General features: G+C 62.0%; 15 protein-coding genes. 7 read left to right on the top strand and 8 right to left on the bottom strand.

Annotated features, from left to right (window positions below):
• Window positions 1-203 precede the first annotated feature (203 nt).
• Window positions 204-767: an EF-hand domain-containing protein gene (locus BM399_RS00210; RefSeq protein ID WP_092862544.1), complete on the top strand. Its 564-nt coding sequence runs from the start codon at window positions 204-206 to the stop codon at window positions 765-767.
• 43 nt (window positions 768-810) lie between these two features.
• On the opposite strand, the gene BM399_RS00205 is transcribed toward BM399_RS00210, so the two are convergent.
• From BM399_RS00205 to BM399_RS00195, 3 genes are read right to left on the bottom strand one after another with little or no spacing between them, the layout of a single operon-like run.
• On the bottom strand, window positions 811-1,782 hold the full coding sequence (locus tag BM399_RS00205) for an Hsp33 family molecular chaperone HslO (protein ID WP_092862540.1): 972 nt from the start codon (window positions 1,780-1,782) through the stop codon (window positions 811-813).
• A gap of 15 nt (window positions 1,783-1,797) precedes the next feature.
• Entirely contained in the window at window positions 1,798-2,739 is a 942-nt protein-coding gene (argF, locus tag BM399_RS00200; RefSeq protein ID WP_244530999.1) for an ornithine carbamoyltransferase, read from the bottom strand.
• A 38-nt stretch (window positions 2,740-2,777) separates the two neighbouring features.
• Window positions 2,778-3,953: an aspartate aminotransferase family protein gene (locus tag BM399_RS00195; RefSeq protein WP_244531113.1), complete on the bottom strand. Its 1,176-nt coding sequence runs from the start codon at window positions 3,951-3,953 to the stop codon at window positions 2,778-2,780.
• A gap of 663 nt (window positions 3,954-4,616) precedes the next feature.
• Between BM399_RS00195 and BM399_RS00190 the strand changes: the two genes are divergently transcribed.
• A complete protein-coding gene (locus tag BM399_RS00190; protein ID WP_092862530.1) occupies window positions 4,617-5,180 on the top strand; it encodes a GcrA family cell cycle regulator in 564 nt (187 codons plus the stop codon).
• 240 nt (window positions 5,181-5,420) lie between these two features.
• Window positions 5,421-6,422, top strand: coding sequence for a polyphosphate kinase 2 (gene ppk2 / locus BM399_RS00185; protein ID WP_092862526.1), 1,002 nt, complete (start codon window positions 5,421-5,423; stop codon window positions 6,420-6,422).
• Window positions 6,423-6,456: 34 nt separating this feature from the next.
• On the opposite strand, the gene BM399_RS00180 is transcribed toward ppk2, so the two are convergent.
• On the bottom strand, window positions 6,457-7,314 hold the full coding sequence (locus tag BM399_RS00180; RefSeq protein ID WP_092862523.1) for a hypothetical protein: 858 nt from the start codon (window positions 7,312-7,314) through the stop codon (window positions 6,457-6,459).
• Window positions 7,311-9,023 carry an AAA family ATPase gene (locus BM399_RS00175; protein ID WP_092862519.1) on the bottom strand — a complete coding sequence of 571 codons (1,713 nt, stop codon included), beginning with the start codon at window positions 9,021-9,023 and terminating at the stop codon, window positions 7,311-7,313. Before BM399_RS00175 ends, BM399_RS00180 begins: the two co-directional genes overlap by 4 nt.
• 116 nt (window positions 9,024-9,139) lie before the next feature.
• On the opposite strand from BM399_RS00175, the gene BM399_RS00170 reads away from it, so the two are divergent.
• Window positions 9,140-9,637: an MmcB family DNA repair protein gene (locus BM399_RS00170; protein WP_092862516.1), complete on the top strand. Its 498-nt coding sequence runs from the start codon at window positions 9,140-9,142 to the stop codon at window positions 9,635-9,637.
• 36 nt (window positions 9,638-9,673) lie between these two features.
• Here BM399_RS00170 and BM399_RS00165 read toward each other — a convergent pair whose 3' ends face one another.
• Together BM399_RS00165 and BM399_RS00160 are read right to left on the bottom strand one after the other, a co-directional pair.
• Window positions 9,674-10,240, bottom strand: coding sequence for an ActR/PrrA/RegA family redox response regulator transcription factor (locus BM399_RS00165; protein WP_092862513.1), 567 nt, complete (start codon window positions 10,238-10,240; stop codon window positions 9,674-9,676).
• Window positions 10,241-10,398: 158 nt separating this feature from the next.
• Window positions 10,399-11,796, bottom strand: coding sequence for an ActS/PrrB/RegB family redox-sensitive histidine kinase (locus BM399_RS00160; RefSeq protein WP_092862510.1), 1,398 nt, complete (start codon window positions 11,794-11,796; stop codon window positions 10,399-10,401).
• Window positions 11,797-11,930: 134 nt separating this feature from the next.
• Between BM399_RS00160 and BM399_RS00155 the strand changes: the two genes are divergently transcribed.
• Window positions 11,931-12,542 (top strand): SCO family protein, encoded by a 612-nt coding sequence (locus tag BM399_RS00155; protein ID WP_092862507.1) that lies wholly within the window; start codon window positions 11,931-11,933, stop codon window positions 12,540-12,542.
• 182 nt (window positions 12,543-12,724) lie between these two features.
• Window positions 12,725-13,519 carry a M48 family metallopeptidase gene (locus BM399_RS00150; RefSeq protein ID WP_092862503.1) on the top strand — a complete coding sequence of 265 codons (795 nt, stop codon included), beginning with the start codon at window positions 12,725-12,727 and terminating at the stop codon, window positions 13,517-13,519.
• Here the strand turns inward: BM399_RS00150 and BM399_RS00145 are convergent.
• The gene (locus BM399_RS00145) at window positions 13,499-15,784 is read right to left on the bottom strand and encodes a transglycosylase domain-containing protein (protein WP_425284062.1); all 2,286 of its coding nucleotides are present in this window, start codon (window positions 15,782-15,784) and stop codon (window positions 13,499-13,501) included. The two genes, BM399_RS00150 and BM399_RS00145, sit on opposite strands and share 21 nt — an antisense overlap.
• A gap of 366 nt (window positions 15,785-16,150) precedes the next feature.
• Here BM399_RS00145 and BM399_RS00140 point away from each other — a divergent pair, with 366 nt between their 5' ends.
• Window positions 16,151-17,941 (top strand): cation:proton antiporter domain-containing protein, encoded by a 1,791-nt coding sequence (locus BM399_RS00140; protein WP_092862497.1) that lies wholly within the window; start codon window positions 16,151-16,153, stop codon window positions 17,939-17,941.
• Window positions 17,942-17,959: the final 18 nt, after the last annotated feature.

Genomic DNA, 17,959 nt, shown 5'->3' with positions numbered 1-17,959 from the left:
GGAATTCATCCCGCAGCGCAGCGAAAATCCATGCACTGCAACGAGTTAGGCGAGGCCGGATCAAGTGTGACTTGCCTACGACATATCGTGCGACAATCTTGCGGACCCACCACTTTCTTCGCAGAACGCCGTGCTTCCGGCCCACTCTTGTGCGTACCAATCACCCGAGCAGCCGAGCCTTCGCAATCTTTAGAGACTGGCCAATGACCAAACGCTTTTACGTTCTCAATACTTCGGTCTGCGCCATGTCCGCAGCACTCGCGCTCGCCGGATGCTCGACGGCCTCTGTGCCGAGCATCGGGTCGATCAATCCTTTCGGATCGAAGCAGATCTCGGAAATCGATCGCGCCTACCTTCAGGCCGCCGGAAGCTGGGACCTCAACCACGACAACGTCGTGACGTGCAACGAGTGGAAGTCCTACGTTGAAGACCTCTTCAACAGCGCCGACACCGATCACGACGATTCACTCGACGCGACCGAGTGGAACAACCTGACCAAGATCGACAAGTTGTTCGTGACCGCGGATATGAAATATTTCGATCAGAACGGCGACGGCAAGGTCACGCGACAAGAGTTCGTCGACAAGCCGAACCCCGCCTTTGTCCTGATGGACAAGAGCGGCACCTGCAAGCTCGACGGCGCTCAGATCGCCAGCGCCCGCTCGAAGACCGAATACGATGTCTCGGGCAAGGCGCCGCAAAGCGGCGACCCGCGTGACGCGGACGGGGAAGTCGGCAAAGCAGCTAACGGCGGTCTCAACCGATAATCGCGGGCGGGCCTGAGACTCTGCCGCCCGCCGCACCCGATGCTCAGCCGCCAGCCGCTCGTAAATCATCGAGCGAAAACTCATATCGCGCGGTGCAGAACTCGCACGTGACGACGATCTTTCCGTTGTCGTCGAGCATGTCGGATAGTTCGTTGGCGCCGAAAGCGAGCAGCACGTTCTCGACCTTCTCCCGGCTGCACCGGCAGAACGAGGAAAGCGGAATGACCCGCTCGATCGCAACGGCTTCCTCATGGAAGAGCCGCAACAATAGCCGCTCGAGGGTCAGGCCCGGATCGAGCAGCTCAATATCTTCGACCGTCGCGGCCAGCATTTCGACGCGCTTCCAGTCGTCGTCCTGCTCGACACCGCCTTCGAGCGACGCGCTGACGCTTTGCACCATCAGGCCACCGGCACGCCGGTGCCATCGCGTGTCCGACTGCGCCGCTTGACGCGGCGCCACGTAATGCTCGGCGACCGCCGTCCGGATGAACGTCGGCAGGTTTTCGCGCTGTTGAAAGTAAGACGCCGTCGTCACCGAGAGCGGCGCGCTCTCGAACGCCAGCACACCTTGATACCGCTCCTGTCCGGGACCGGAATCGAGCGTGATCGCGAGATGACCGTTGCCCAGCGCCGCCGCCGTCTCGTGGCGCGTCCCGCTTCGAGCGATCTCCGCGATCTTCTCCGCATCGTAGCGCGCGTAACCCCTGAGCCGGCCGCTCGCGGTGTAATCGGCAACGAGAATGGAAACCGGGCCGTCCGAACGAGTCAGCAGATTGAGATTGCCACCTTGCGGCAATGCCGATCCGCAGAGAGCCGCCAACGCCAGCGCTTCCGAAAGCGCCCGGCCCGGAAGGTCGGGCATTGCATGCGGCACGACGATCTGATCGAGCGTCGCCCCGAGCCGCACCAGCCTCCCTCGGATATTCGAGTTCTGCGTGCGAAACGCGACGACGACATCGTCTGCCGGTATGGCAGGTGGGGTCGCGGTCGATTTGGGAGGCGTATCAACCGGCATCGGCGAGACAGTCCCTCAGGCGCCGAAGCACCATGCAAGAATGGCTTTCTGAACATGCAGCCGGTTCTCGGCTTCATCGAAAACGACCGACTGCGGACCTTCGAGAACGTCCTCCGTCACTTCATGCCCGCGATAGGCTGGCAGACAGTGCATGAATATCGCGTTCTTGGCCGCCTTGCCCATGAGCTTCGCATCGACGGCGTAAGGCGCCAGCATTTTCTTCCGCCGCGCAGCATCCGACTGGCCCATCGAAACCCACGTATCGGTGACGACGCAATCGACGTCTTTGACTGCGTGCACCGGATCGGTGCCGATCTCGACATCGCCCTTTTCGCGCCGGACCCACGCGATCGCTTCCTCTTCCGGAAAGAGTTCCTTCGGAGCCGCGATCTTGAGCTTGAATCCGAAACGAACGGCGGCATGCATCCACGAAACCGCAACGTTGTTGCCATCGCCCACCCAGGCGACCGACTTGCCCTTGATCGAACCCAGATGCTCTTCGAACGTCTGGATGTCGGCCATCACCTGGCAAGGGTGGCTCTTCTCGGTCAGGCCGTTGATGACGGGGATCGTCGCGTAACGCGCGAGCTCAAGAAGCGTCGCATGCTCGTTGGCGCGGATCATGATGCCATCGGCGTAGCGCGAGAGAACGCGCGCAGTATCGGCGACGGACTCACCCCGGCCGAGCTGCAGATCAGTATGGTTGAGCGTCAACGCGCCACCGCCGAGCTGGCGCATCGCGATATCGAATGAAACGCGCGTGCGCGTCGACGGCTTCTCGAAAATCAGAACGAGAACCCGATCCTCGATGTCCTTCGGACGAAGCCCCGCCGGCACGCGTTTGCCGGCCTTTTTCATCGCATGGGCTGCATCGATGATGCCCCGCAGCGACTTGCTGTCGAGATCGGAGATGTCGAGAAAATGCCGGACGGTCCGGGCAGTTTGTTTCGTGGTCATGACTTGCGGAGCTTTCTCCAGCTCTTTCGAATTGCCGGTCATCGGGACGTCTCGCGAGCGACGCGGGTGAGAGCGCGAGAGAGGGCTCTCAGCCCTTCGCCGATCTCGTCCTCTGTCGCAATGAGGGGTGGAAGGACGCGGACACTATTGTCGCCGGCGCCGACGATGAGGAGCTCCTCCTCGTTGGCGGCCTTGACCACCTGCGGCGGCGCGACGTGGGCCTTGAGCTTCAATCCCATCAACAGACCCGCGCCGCGAACCTCTTCGACGAGCTCCGCATGCTGATCCCTGAGGCCCTCGAGACCCTGCTTCAGACGCAATGTCTTCAATTGCACGGCTTCGAGGAAGCCGGGCTCCGAGATGACGTCGAGAACAGTCGAAGCGACAGCCATCGCCAGCGGATTGCCGCCGAACGTCGAGCCGTGCGTGCCGGGCGTCATGCCCTTGGCTGCCTTCGCCGTCGCCAAGACGGCGCCGACAGGAAATCCGCCGCCGAACCCCTTGGCGATCGCCATGACATCCGGAGTGATCCCCGCCCATTCGTGCGCAAAGAGCTTGCCGGTCCGGCCCATGCCGGTTTGAACCTCGTCGAGCACGAGCAGCAGCCCATGCTTGTCGCAAAGCTCGCGAACGGCTCTGAGAAATTCCGGCGAGACCGCCCTGACGCCGCCCTCGCCCTGAATGGGCTCAAGCATGATCGCGGCCGTCTCCGGTCCGATTGCAGCTTCGAGCGCTTCGAGATCGCCGAGGTCGACATGATCGAAGCCCTCGGCCGTCGGTCCGAAGCCTTCCAGATACTTCTCATTACCGGCAGCCGCGAGCGTCGCGAGAGTCCGCCCATGAAACGCGCCGCGAAAAGCAATGATGCGCTGGCGATTGGGATCGCCCGATACATAATGATAGCGCCGCGCGACTTTGATCGCGCCCTCGCAAGCTTCCGCACCCGAGTTACAGAAGAAGACCTGCTCGGCAAATGTCAGCCGCGTCAGCTTATCGGCGACCGTCTCCTGGCCCTCGACACGGTAAAGGTTCGACGTGTGCCAGAGCTTCTCGGCCTGTGCTTTTAGCGCCGCGACCAGTTGCGGATGCGCATGACCGAGCGAATTCACCGCGACGCCGGACCCGAAATCGAGATAGCGCTCGCCGGTCTCGGCGGTCAGCCAGCAGCCCTCGCCACGCACGAAAACGATGTCCTGACGGGCATATGTGCCCATCACAGCCGTTGACGATCCGCCGGTTTCGGTAGCGCTACGGGAAGCTTTCCCCAGCGCGGCAGGGGAAGAAGACATGGTGCGTGGATTACCCTGAGCAGAAAATCAAAAAGCCGCCCAATTCCGGCGGCTCAATCACAACCCCTGATAACTCCTGCGCCAATTCCTGTCAATAAATGCTCGGATTTGACCATTGAGATCGCGGGCTGAATTGCCAATGCCACCGCCTTATGGTTGAAACGGGGGAAGGCATACACGAAAATCAGAGATATCCCCTGGCGCGAATCGTCTGTGGCGCGGTCGCCACTTCTCCCTGTCAATACCCCCAAGCTTGCAGCTCTGGCTTGTAGACGGGATTCAGCATGTTGTAACTTATCGTTGTCAGGCCACGAGATATGGCGGCGCCAGCCGCTTTTGCTTGGATGTGTATCGGCCCTGACCGCGCCTTGGGCAACCGCTTGTTAGCGGACCGCCCGTGTCTCGTGCGCGTTCCTGTTCTGCGTCTCCTCAAGTTTTTGCGTTTGTAACCGGTCGGGACCGTCGTCCTCCGCCGTCGCGTCGTGTTCGTTCGCGCGCGTTGGCTTGGGCTCGATTGCGGCCGGGTAACTGCGGGCACCGGGGGGTGCACCGCCGCTGTTGTGCGGCTCGAGAGGGAGCAATCTACGGATGTCTTGGACTGATGAGCGCGTGGACCTTTTAAAAAGGCTCTGGTCGGAAGGACTGAGCGCCAGCCAGATTGCAGGCCGACTTGGAAGCGTGACGCGCAATGCCGTTATCGGCAAAGTGCACCGGCTTGGTCTGTCCGGCCGGGCAACAACTTCGCGAATGAAGTCGCACCGTCCCCGCACCCGACTGGCGAACGCAAAGAGACCGGTGAAGCAGCGCTTCGCGCAAACCGGAAATCCAGCCGTGCGGGCACTCTATATCGACGCTGAAGCTTACGTGGCGCCTGCGGAAGAGATCGAAATTCCGGTCGCCGAACGAAAAACCATTCAGACGCTGGGCGAGTGCAGCTGCCGCTGGCCGATCGGCGACCCGCAAACGTCGGAATTCCATTTCTGCGGCCGCGCCAAGGTGCCGTTGCTGCCCTACTGCGAGGTTCATGCCCGGCGTGCCTTCCAGCCCGTCGCGCCTCGTCGCCGCGAGCGGACAGACATCGAAACGCCGGTCACGGCGAGCCTTCCGGCTCCCGCGATCGCAGGCTCCGACCCGAGCAAGCAGCGGGCCTGAGATTGACTTCTGAGATCCGGAAACCGGATCTCGCACCACGTTTAACCACCGGTATGCCGGGGGGCTTGGCCGGTGGAAGAAGAGAGAAAGCCAGTAGCCGCGGGGGTGGCTGCTGGCTTTCTCATGTCTGCTTCGGATCCGCCCGCTTCAGAAGAACTTGACCATCCGCCTCTCGCCATGACGCCAGGTGGCCACCCTGTGCTAGGGTGCGCCCGCTTTGTCCGGCAACGGAGACGGTAAATGGGTAAGAACAAGCACAAAGACAAAAAGCCCGGCGAGCCCGACGAGTTCGAGCCGCTCTCGGACGAGGCTGCGACCGTTGGCAGTCGCCACAACGGCCCCGAACCGTCCAACGGCGAGAAATCGGCCGATCGCCACGACACGACCTTGCCCAAAGGCTACTCGCTTGATCCTCCGGTGCTCCCGAAGGAAATCGCAGACGCAGCAATGCGCTCCGGCGGTTATCCCTACGATACGCGCCTGAAGGCGACTGAGTACGAAGAGCAGCTGCTGGCGCTGCAAATCGAGCTGATGAAACTCCAGAAATACAATCTCAAAACCGGCAATAGAATTCTCTGCCTCTACGAAGGTCGCGACGGATCGGGAAAGAGCTCGTGCATCAAAGCCTTCGACGAGTACATGAACCCGCGCAACACCCGCACCGTCGCTCTGCCGAAGCCCACGGAAACGGAACGGGGCCAGCTCTACTTCCAGCGTTACGCCGAACACCTGCCGAGTGCCGGCGAAATCGTCCTCTTCGATCGCTCCTGGTATAATCGCGCCGGCGTCGAGCGCGTGATGGGCTACTGCACCCCGGACCAGCTCGCGGTCTTCCTCCGCGAAGCACCCCAGTTTGAAGGCCTCCTCGTCCGCGACGGCATCAAGCTATTCAAATATTATTTGACCATCGGTCGCGAAATGCAGCTGAAGCGCTTCTATGAGCGCGCGAAAAATCCATTGAAACAATGGAAGCTGTCGTCCGTCGATCTCGCGTCGCTCGACAAATACGACGACTACACGCACGCTGAAGTCGAGATGTTCCGCTTCACCAGCACAGCGACCGCCCCCTGGACCGTCGTTCGCGCCAACGATCAGCGCCGCGCCCGCTTGGAAACCATTCGCCACGTCCTGCTGTCGATCGAATACGAAGGACGCGATCTCAAAGCCATCGGCAAGCACGACCCGTTGATCATCGGCTCGGGGCCCGAGTTCTTCCATCCGCAGGTTGAAAAACAATCCTGACGCCGAAGCTCTCCCGCGTTCGCCGAAAGAGACCTTAGCGAACGAGCAGGATTGGCGTACGCGCGACGACGGAAGCGCGCGCCAATTCGCGGCCATCGGCCAGCGCCGAACCGCCGAAAACGGCGATTGTTAAGCTCGGCCTCAGCCGCGCGATGAATTCCGTCAGCGCACCCGGAACGCCGAAGGTCGGACGCGCATCCTCGAAAACGATGGGCAGGCTGGATTCAGACGCCAGCAGTCGCGACTGCCCTTCGATGTCTGCATATCCGTCTGCGGTATCGGCGGCGATCACAATATGCACTGGGGCTCGCGGCGCCGAAAGGCGCTCTGCCGCCCGCAGCATCGACGGCAGCCGATCGGCATCTTCGACGACGACCACGACGCGCGATTGCGCCGATCTCTGTTCGCCGCAGAGCAGAAAGCCCGTCGCGCCGCCGACGTTGGCGAGCAGAGTGCCGATGACGGAATCGCTGTGCGAGGCGGGCATACGCGCCAGCGCAACGATGTTCCAAGGTCCGCGCTCGTCGCACATCTCTGAAATCCGGTCGACGGCGTCGCCCGCGGCGAGCGTGTGGCGCACCGTGACGCCGCGAGCCGCACCGGCCCTGTCGACCGCTCGGCGGCAACGCGCGACGAGAAGTTCGAAACGCCGGTCGTGTTCGACGAGAGCGCTCACCTCGGCGCGCGCGGCGTGTCCAACCATTCGCACAGGCACGCCGTCGGCGTCGCCCGCAGGTCCATCGGAAACGACAACCGTTTCGATCTCGGCCCCATAGGCGGCAGCCAGAAGAACGGGCGCTTCAAGCCGCGACGCTGGATAGTCGGCTGCGGGATCGAGCCAGAGGACGACCCGGCCCGAAAGTTCCGAAGCTTCAGCGACATGCGCGATCACGGCGTGGCGCCCTCGGCGCGCCGTGACAGCGCTTCGGTGAGATCGGCAGCCCGTATTTGCGACGCCGATTGGTCTGCGGCTATTGCGTCCGCCTCCTGCAGCAGGTGCAAGAGGGCAATACCGGCGAGCGACACGCGTCCGCCGCCGCGGCGAACGGCATCCTTATAGATCAGCGGCGCGACGGCCGGATTGAGCGGTCGCAGTCCGTGATCCGACGCCATCCGCGCAGCGCCCTTGGCGAAGTCGCTTTCGCTGAGTTCCGCAATCGGCACCGTCTCGGCGAACTTCGCGACATGCGGGAAGTGCCGCGCAACGCCCGGCTCGATGGCTTCGAGCTTCGACCACGATTGCGCGTCCGCGATGAGCACGATGGTCGCCAACAGCGGGATTGGATCGGCCTTGACGCCGACGCCCGCTGCGTTGACCGGCACGATCTCTTTGCTGCGAATGGCGGCGCTGAGCGCAAGCCACGTCGCCGGATCGGCAGCAAGCCGCCAAGCCTCGATGATGACGATGCCCGATCCCGCCCGCATCAGATGGCCGGGAAGAAGCACGGCGAAGCCCAGCGCATCGCGGCTGATTTCGCCAAGGAGGTCGGTTGCCGACGCCGTCCGCGCGATGACGACATGGCTGCGCACCGATGGATCGGCGAAGTGCCCGTCATCGCAATCGAGAATGACGGACGGAACAGCTTTTTCTGTCCCCATGCCGCGCACCGCGAAAGTCATGAACGATTCTTCGATCGCATCGAGAGCAGCGGCGAGTGAGGCATCGTCCGGATAGGATTTCTTGATGGCCGCAAGACCAGGGCGAACGGCACGCAATGCCGTCTGCCGAAGCAGTGCCTCATGCTTTTCGCTCGCGCCGAATTCCGCCTCGGGGAGCGTCGCCACGATGGATTGCAGCTCGTCCTCGAAAGCGGTGATCTTGGCTTCGACGTTCCGCTTCATCGAATCCGGAAGCGCACGAAAGACATCCGACCGCACGACGCGGCCTTCATGCATCGGCGCGAGCACGTAGCCGTCGAGCGATTTGACGACGGCAATGTTCTGCGCTTCCGCGCGCTGGCGCACCGGCTCGACCGCCTTTTCACTGTGGTATCGCATCTCTTCCTCGAGCAGATCGAGGCTGATGCGATGCTCTTCGCTCCTGAGATAACGATTGAATGCGGCCCACGCCTTGGCCGTGACTCCGCGAACCTCGCGACGGATACGCATGCCCTCGCCAGCCGGCAATGCGAAGCTCTTCGCGCGCGACGGTGCATCGTGATCGACGACGTAGATCCAATCCGGAGCGGGCGACCGCTCCACATCCTTGCCGATCGCTTCGGCAAGTCCAAGACGGCCCGTGCCGGGCTGCCCCATGATGACGAGATGCTCGCCGCGGCTTGCCTCCAACGCCGTTCGAATTTTTGCGATGGCGCGTTTCTGCCCGAAGAAGTGCGTCTGCTCGATTGGCTTGATCGGCGCTAAGCTGTTCGCCGTCTTCTTTTCTGTGGTCTCACTCTCAGCGTCCGCCGTCGAAACATCAGCCAGACGATCCGCAAGTCGATCCGCCAGACGGTTCGTCATCAGTGTCACGACATTGGTCAGTGGCTCGGTTGCGCTACGCGAGCCTGCCCCAGCGGGCGTGGCTTTGGCCGCACCCTCGTCGCCGGCGGTAGCCGGAGCTTCGGCTTTTTTCTCCGCCCTGCTGCGCCAGAAAACCATTCGCACGATCTCTCCCCTGGAGACTCTAACGACCATCGCCGGCTTGTCGGGTGACGAGAAGGCCGCCCCCGCCGCCCGCTTGTCACCGACAGTCGCACGGGCATAATGGCGGCACCATGACCGACGACCCGTCATCCGTAACGAATCCTTACGCCGCGGCTGGTCCCGCAGAAAAGACCCGGGATTACGAACGCGCCCGCGCTATTCTGCGCGGCACGCAGCGCCTTCTCCGCTCCCTCGACTTCGAAAGCGTCAGCGAAGTCTCGCTCGCCAACGGACGCCGCGCCGACGTCCTGAGCATTCGTCGCGATGGCCAGATCTGGATCGTTGAAATCAAGTCGAGTATTGCCGACTTCCGGGCCGATCAGAAATGGCCGGAGTACCGCGACTATTGCGATGCGTTGCTCTTCGCAGTCGCACCGGATTTTCCAACGGAAATTCTACCCGTCGATACCGGATTGATACTGGCCGACGCCTATGCGGGCGAGATGGTGCGAACGCCGCCGCACCATCCATTGACGACCGTCCGGCGCAAAGCGGTGACGCTTGCACTCGCACGTACGGCATCGATGCGGCTGCACGCCGAACTCGATCCGGGCTTCGGAACAGAATGAAGGCCTGAGCGTCGGAATGCGCCTGAGCCTGCCCCGTTACTTCGGAGCGCGCTTCGCGAGGATGCGTTGCAGGGTGCGGCGGTGCATGTTCAAGCGACGCGCCGTCTCGGAGACATTGCGATTGCAAAGTTCATACACGCGCTGGATGTGCTCCCAGCGCACGCGGTCTGCCGACATCGGGTTCTCCGGCGGCGGCGCTTTGGAATCCGTCGGCGCGAGAAGAGCATCCGTGACGTCGTCGGCGTCAGCAGGCTTCGCGAGATAGTCGACGGCGCCGAGCTTCACAGCCGAAACCGCAGTCGCGATGTTGCCGTAGCCGGTGAGCACGATCGCACGCGCATCGGGGCGAGCCTTCGCCAGCTCGGCGATGACGTCGAGACCGGAACCGTCCTCGAGGCGCATGTCGACAACAGCGAACGCCGGAGCCTTTTCGCGAATGAGATCGACGCCTTCAGCAACCGAATGGCCGAAGCGCACTTCGAAGCCGCGAAGCTCCATCGCGCGCGCCAGACGTTGCAAGAACGACCTGTCGTCGTCGACGATAACCAACGAGCGGTCGGCTGGTAATTCATCCTGCTTGAAAGACAGGTCTTCGGTAACCAAAGTAGCCTCCCGGATCACGTATTATCCGTTGCTTTTTTCATGACGGTACATAATCCATCGCCGCCTACCCGGCTGCAACCCCTTACGCAAGCAAAAAACAACCCAAAAGGTTACTATCGGAGCAAAAGAAGGTCGGCCATTCGTGCCAAATTGCCAGATTAGGCGATTTGTGAGGCCGAAGCCCGCCGCCCAGGCCAGGCAAAAGCGCCCGGCGGAAGTTCGAAAGCGGCCCTTGGCCATGAGATCTGGACATTGGCGCCGTGCCGCGGTGGGGTGAGGTTTGAAAACGAAACCGTGGCGCCCGACCGTTCCAGAAGCGTCTTCGCGATGAAGAGACCGAGCCCCAGCCCCGAGTGGCCGTGGTCGCCCTTATCCTCGAAGCGCCGTGACGTAACGTAAGGCTCGCCGATGCTGTCCATCATCTCTGGCGCGAAGCCCGGACCATCGTCGGTGATCGTGAAGTACACGTGCGACCCGTTCCAGCGCGCCGTGATCTGCACCTCTGATTGCGCAAAGCTGACGGCGTTCTCGATAAGATTGCCGAGACCGTAGATCACGCCCGGCCGGCGATGCGCGACGGGCTCGATCCTCACTTCATCGTCGAGCCCCGGCAACGAGCTTGCTGAAATGATGATGCGCTTGCCGGAGTTGCGGTGCGGCGCCGATGCCTCTTCGAGCAGTTCTATGACGCTGAGACTTGCGTGCATCGGATCCTGCTCGTCAGGCTTGCGCGTGAGCTTCTGCAGAATTTCGCGGCAACGCCGGGCCTGGCTGTGAAGAAGCTGCAGGTCCTCGCGATACCGGCTGTCGCTGCCGAGTTCGTACTCGAGTTCCTTTGCGACGAGCGCGATCGTCGATAGCGGAGTGCCGAGCTCATGCGCTGCCGCAGCCGCCAGTCCGTCGAGCGCGTGCAGCCGCTGCTCGCTTGCGAGCACCATGTCGGTCGCCGCCAATGCTGCCGACATCTGGCGGGATTCCTTGTTCAACCGCCAAGTAAAGAAGGCCATGAACGCCATGGACGCGATCAGCGCCAACAGCTCGCCGACCTTGTAATCGGCGGGAAGTTCGAACCGCGTCCCCTCGCGCCACGGCAGCGGATAGTGATAGTCGATCAGCAGCATGCCGGCGCCAATCACGCCCGCTCCGAGGATGATCGTGTAGCGCGGTGGCAGCGTCGCCGCTGCGACCGTGACGGGCGCGACGAGCAAAACCGAAAACGGATTTTGGATACCGCCAGTCAGATAGAGAAGGCCCGCGAGCTGGGCGACATCGTAGACGAGAAGACTGAACGCGAGCCGCGTGCTGAGGCGGTAGCGCACCGGAAAGCGGATCGACAGAAACACGTTCAGCCAGGCCGAGAGCGCGATCAGAACGAGACAACTTCCGATGTTGAGCGGGAAGCCGTACAGCAGCGTCACCGCCGCGATCGCCGCGAGCTGACCGAGAACCGCCATCCAGCGAAGACGAACGCTCGTCAAGAGACGAAGCTGACTCTCGCGTTCGTTTACGATGCCCTTGAGGACCGGCGCGGGCGCGCTATCAGAAGGCATGCTCATGAATTGATGAATCCGGTTTCGGTGTCGTGACCGCAAGCCGCATATCGCTCGCGCTTGCACGCCTGCATTAGAAAGCCGACATGTTATCAGCTTAGCTACATTCTTACCCAAAGGGCGATGGAGACATCAAGCTTATGAACCGTACGACGATTGGGATGGTCTTCGCCGGCCTTCTAACTGGCGCTGCGCTTGGCTTTATTGCGCTGAAAGTGCCCGCGCCTACGGTAAATGGCGAAGCCCAGGTTACCGGCAAACCGGCCGTCGGCGGCCCCTTCAGCCTCATCGATCAAGCTGGCAAGCGCGTCACCGACAAGGACTTCCTCGGACGCTACATGCTGGTATTCTTCGGTTTCACCAATTGTCCCGATATTTGCCCGGCGGGCCTTCAGGTGATGTCGGCCGCGCTCGACAAGCTCGGCCATCGCGCCGACGATATCGTGCCGGTCCTCATCACCCTCGATCCCGCGGAAGATACTCCCGAAAAGCTCGCAACGTATGTGAAAAGCTTTCACCCGCGCCTCGTCGGCTTGACGGGAAGCGACAGTGACGTTGCCGCGGCTGCGAAAGCTTATCGCGTTTTTTACCAGAAAGTTCCGGACGACAAGGATCCTTCGCGCTACAGCATCGATCACTCGGCGATCTTCTATCTGATGGACAAGGATGGAACTTTGCTCGCGCCAATCCCCCACACGAACGACGTTGATCAGCTCGCTCTCGCGATCGACAAAGCAATTCTTAAGCAATAGCGGCGATTCGTTCCTGAGACCGGAGCGCCACACTTTCACATGCTGGCATCGACTCCGGACATTGACGCTGGAGCAATAAGCCGAACCTTGTTAGGTCATCTTGGTGCTGCATTGATCCGGCACACGCGAACGGCACTTCGTTGCATCGATATGATGCGCGTCGGCTTTTGGGGGCAGAGCGCATGAGGATCGCAAATGGACATCGCGCCATCGACCTAAGTTCAAAAACGCGATCGTCAGTCCGCCTCGAAGATATCGGCGCACAGGTCGAGGTTCGTCGTCATCCAGGCGCGCGCCGTTTGACGTTGCGCGTCAGCCGCACGCGCAGAGCCGTGATCGTCACGCTTCCTCTGCAGTGCGATCTCGACGAAGCGGGAACATTTCTCAACCGGCACATCGATTGGGTTCGCGCCCGGCTCGACAGTTTGCCAAACCACGTTCCGTTCGAAGACGCAGCGGCGATGCCCCTGCGCGGCACGCCTCACACCATCTCCTTCACAGGCAACCCGCGCACGCGTGTGATCACCATCGACGATCGTCAGGGTCGCCGCCCGTCGATCATCGTCCCCGGCGATAAAGAGCGCGCACCCGATAGGCTCACGCGGTTTCTATTCGACGAGGCGAAGCGCGATCTCGCCGCCAGCGTCGCCAAATACACGCGTCCTCTCTCGGTCAAGGCGACGCGCATCGGCATCCGCGATCAGACGAGCCGTTGGGGATCGTGCTCGACGACGGGAGCGCTTTCATTTTCGTGGCGCCTGATCCTGGCGCCGTCCTTCGTACTCGATTACGTCGCCGCGCACGAAGTCGCTCATCTCGCGGAAATGAATCACGGACCGCGCTTTTGGGCGCTCGTCAAAAAGATCTGCCCCGATTTTGAGACCGCCAAACAATGGCTGCAGGTTCTGGGCCCCGATCTTCATCGGTATGGGCCGCCGCACGGCCAGCCCGTGAACTCACCACCAGCTGGTGAATGACAAAAACCCGCTCTGTCCGGCAGGCGCAACATTTGGCGCTGTGCCGGTGGCGGTTTTAACTTCGCCCGGCGTCCCCGAAATCGCGCGCGAAACGAAAGCTTCATCGATCTCATCGGCCGGATGATTTTTCGCAGACGCTGAGGGCCCACTCGCATTCGCCGCGAGCGTCTGGCTGACGCCCGGCCGCGCTTGCGCATCGCGCTGCGGCATCACTTGCTGATCTTCTTTCGCCTCGACGACGCGCGGCGGCCGCGTCGCGGTCGAAGCGGGAACAAGCGGATTGATGCCGAAGTCCGCTGCGTCGGCGTCGGCGTTTCCGATAACGGTTCCCGGCAGCGGCTCAGGCGTGAGACCTTCGTGCGCAACGCGCATGACCTGCTTCCAGATTTCGGCTGGAAGCGTGCCGCCGGTCGCGCGGTTCATTGGCTTGCCGTTGTCGTTGCCAACCCACACGCCCGCCGTCAGATGGCTGGTGTACCCGATGAACCAGGCATCGCGAAAATCTTGCGTCGTTCCGGTCTTGCCGGCAACGGGTTGATCGGCAAGCGCGGCCCGCCGTCCCGTCCCGTACACGACCGCCGCATTCAGCATGTCGTTCAATGCGCCGAGCCGATCCGCCTCCGCAATCCGCGTATGCGTGGGCGGCTTGCTTTCGAAAAGAACCCGGCCCGCAGCCGTCGCGACGCGGACGATCACGTGCGGCTCGACGACATCGCCGCCGTTCGAGAATGCCGTATAAGCCCCTGCCAACTCGAGCAGCGTAACTTCCGACGTTCCGAGAGCGAGCGCCGGTCCTTCGCGCAATTCGGATTTCACCCCGAGGCGCTCCGCAAGATCGGCCGCCGTTCCCCGTCCAATGTCCTGGTTGAGGCGGACAGCCACCGTGTTGACCGACTGCGCCAAGGCGCGACGCAGCGTGATAGGCCCAACGTACTCGTTCTTATCGTTCTTCGGCGACCAGCCCCCAATCGTGATCGGAGCGTCATTCGCAACGGTCGCGGGCGACATCCCGCGCTCCAATGCCGCGAGGTAGACGAACGGCTTGAACGCAGAACCCGGCTGGCGCTTCGCCTTGATGGCGCGATTGAACTGGCTGTGGGCGTAATCGCGTCCACCGACGAGCGCGCGAATGCCGCCATCGCCATCGAGCACGGCGACGGCCGCCTGGCTTGCTCCGAGCGCCGTCCCTTTCTGCGCGAGACTATCCGCGACGATTTCCTGCGCACGCCGCTGCAACGTCTTGTCGATCGTCGTTTCTACGACGAGATCGGTATCGTTGCCGCCGGTAATCGCCTCCACCTGCTCCAGCACGTAATCGACTACGTAACCGGAATCGACGGACGCCTTGGCCATCTTCTGCTCGTTGAAGACCAGCGTCTGCGCCAGCGCCTGCGTCTCCTGCGCTTCCGATATGAAGCCCGCGTCGAACATTTTCGAGATCACGACGCGCGCACGCGCGCGCGCTGCCCCAGGGCTGGCTGCCGGCGAATATTTCGATGGCGCTTTGAGGAGGCCGGCGATGAGCGCCGCTTCTGGCAACGTCAGCTCGCGAGCGGACTTGTCGAAATACCGGCGGCTCGCCGCTTCGATGCCGTAAGCCCCGCCACCGAAGTACACCTGGTTCAAATAAAGCTCGAGGATTTCGGACTTCGACAGCCGCACTTCGAGCCACAATGCGAGACCAAGCTCCGCGACCTTGCGCGTCAGCGTCCGGTCCTGCGTCAGGAACAGGTTTTTCGCCAGCTGCTGGGTCAGCGTCGAGCCGCCCTGAGCAAATCGCCCCGCGCGCAAGTTCGCAAACATCGCCCGGATCATCCCGACGGGATCGACGCCGTAATGATCGAAGAACCGGCGATCCTCCGTCGCGACGACGGCGGCGGGCACGACTTTCGGCAGCTGATCGAGGGACACGTACTCGCGGGGCGCGCCCCGCTCGGTCAACGTCGAACCGTCACGCGCCAGAATGCGCACGAGCGGCGCATGCGCGGTGTTGCGGATCGCGAGCGGATCAGGAAATACGACCGTGTAATAGACCATCATCACGGCGAAGGTCAGCATCAGCAGGCCCGTACAGAGGACCCCAGCGCCGAACGCCAACCGGTATTTGAGTTTCAGCCGGCTGAGAAATCCCCGCCGCACAGTGACCGTCGGCGCCAACTGCTGTTGCGGCGGCTGTTGCACGGTGAGTTGCGACGCATCGCCTGGCGTCTCGTCCGATCGGAAGGCCTGCGTCGCAACCGACTGAAACGAACCGGGCAGCGTCATTTCAACCGGCGCGGCAGGACGGCGGCCGCCGAGCAGCAGCCCGCGGACGAGCCACAGTGCAAAACGCAAAACTGCAGCAATGGCGCGCAATACGGTCAAACCTCGAAGGCGGAGTTCGTCCCTTGGCGTCCAGCCTCGGGAAAAGCCTGATCTGAAAAGGGTAGCGGGATAATTCCGCTCATTGTTATCGGACGTTGGCTAAGGTCGCGTTAAGCGCGAACCCGCGTCGTCGGCCGAAACGCGGACTCATCCGATGAGTGAGTTGTAGGCACTGCAAAAGAGCAACGTAGGCGAACAGAAATAATATGCCCTGTGGAATCTGACTTCGCGGACCGCCATAGTGACCGGACATAAAAAGGAGAATCGATGTCCGTTCCGGTCGATCTGGCTAGTTACAAGGATGCGCTTTTAGTTCTCGGCACTGCCGGTGTCGTCGTTCCAGTCTTGCACCGCTTCGGCGTCAGTACGGTTCTTGCTTTTCTTCTATCCGGCGCATTCCTAAGCCCCGGCGGCCTCGGAGCCCTGGTCCCCCACCTTCCTCAGCTTTCCTATCTGACGATTACCGACCCCGAACGATTATCCAAATTTGCCGAGTGGGGCGTCGTTTTCCTTCTCTTCATCATCGGTCTCGAGCTTTCCTTCGAACGTCTCTCGACGATGCGGCGCTTGGTGTTCGGCCTCGGCGGTTCGCAGGTCGTCGTCTCGGCCGCCCTCATCGGTCTGGTTGCCTATGCGCTCGGCCAGCCTCCGGCCGTTGCGCTCGTTATCGGTGCCGCCCTCTGCCTGTCCTCGACGGCCATCGTCATCGAGTTGCTTGCCTCCCAAAAGCGGCTGGCGACGTCCGTTGGGCGAACCTCCTTCTCGATTCTCCTCTTTCAGGATCTCGCGGTCGTTCCGATCCTCATCCTCGTCGGCATTCTCGAGCCGGGAAATGACACGTCGATCGTCGCCAAAATTTTGACGGCGCTGGCTCAGGCGGCCATCGCCTTGCTCGTCATCGTCGGCGTCGGCCGTTTTCTGCTTCAGCCCCTATTTCGCCTTGTAGCTCAGACCCATAACGCCGACCTTTTCATCGCAGCGACCCTATTCGTCGCGGTCAGCACAGCCTTCATAACGGCCGCCGCCGGTCTATCCCTGGCACTCGGAGCGTTCGTCGCCGGCCTTGTCCTCGCGGAAACCGAATACCGCAGAGCCGTGCAGGCGACCGTCGAGCCGATCAAATCGCTGCTGCTCGGCGTGTTCTTCTTTTCAGTTGGCTCGCAGCTCGACATCCAATCGCTGATAGCCGAGCCTGCTGCGATCCTCGCGACGACGGTCGGCCTTCTCGCCATCCAGGCGGTCATCATTTACGTATTGGCCCGTCTCTTCAGCGTTTCGAAATCGGCATCGATTGAATCGGCCGCACTACTGGCGCCGGGTGGGGAGTTCGCCTTCGTGATCCTGACGCTTGCGCACGCGTCGCAACTCATCAATCAAGAGTTGATGAGCATCCTGCTCACCGCCGTATCGATCACGATGGCGTTGATACCTGCGTGCGCCAAGCTTGGCCGCAAGTTCGCCAAACAGTACGTCCCAGCACCGAAAATCGATCCGGAATTGACCGTCACGCCCGTCAGCGACGGCAGCGTCAAAGCTCTCGTCGTCGGTTACGGACGCGTCGGACAACTGATCGGCGACATGCTGACCGAGCACAAAGTCTCCTACATCGCCGTCGACCGCGCGCCAAATCTCGTCGCCAATGCGAGGCGCGAGGGCAAGCCCGTGTACTACGGCGACGTGACGTACGCGGAATTCCTCGAGCATTGCGGTCTCGATACGGCCAAAGCGGCGATCATAACGATCCATAAGGAAAGCGAGATCGACGCCATCGTGCGGTCTTTGCGCAAGAGCCACCCGAATCTGCTCATCGTCGCACGCGCCAAGGACGCGAACCACGCACGCCATCTCTACGAGATCGGCGTCAACGATGCCGTGCCGGAAACGATCGAGGCGAGCCTGCAGCTCTCGGAAGCAGCCCTCGTCGGTCTCGGCGTTCCGACAGGCCCCGTCATCGCCTCCATTCACGAGAAGCGCGATGAGTTCCGCACTGAGCTTCAAAGGGCGGCCAAAAAGGCGGGAACCGAGACGCGCGCATTTCCGCGGAAGCGCTCTAGCTGAGCGCAATCGGCGCGCGCG

Origin of the sequence: Hyphomicrobium facile (assembly GCF_900116175.1) — a bacterium.
GTDB classification, from domain to species: Bacteria; Pseudomonadota; Alphaproteobacteria; order Rhizobiales; family Hyphomicrobiaceae; genus Hyphomicrobium_B; species Hyphomicrobium_B facile.
This window is presented reverse-complemented; position numbering and strand designations above follow the sequence as displayed.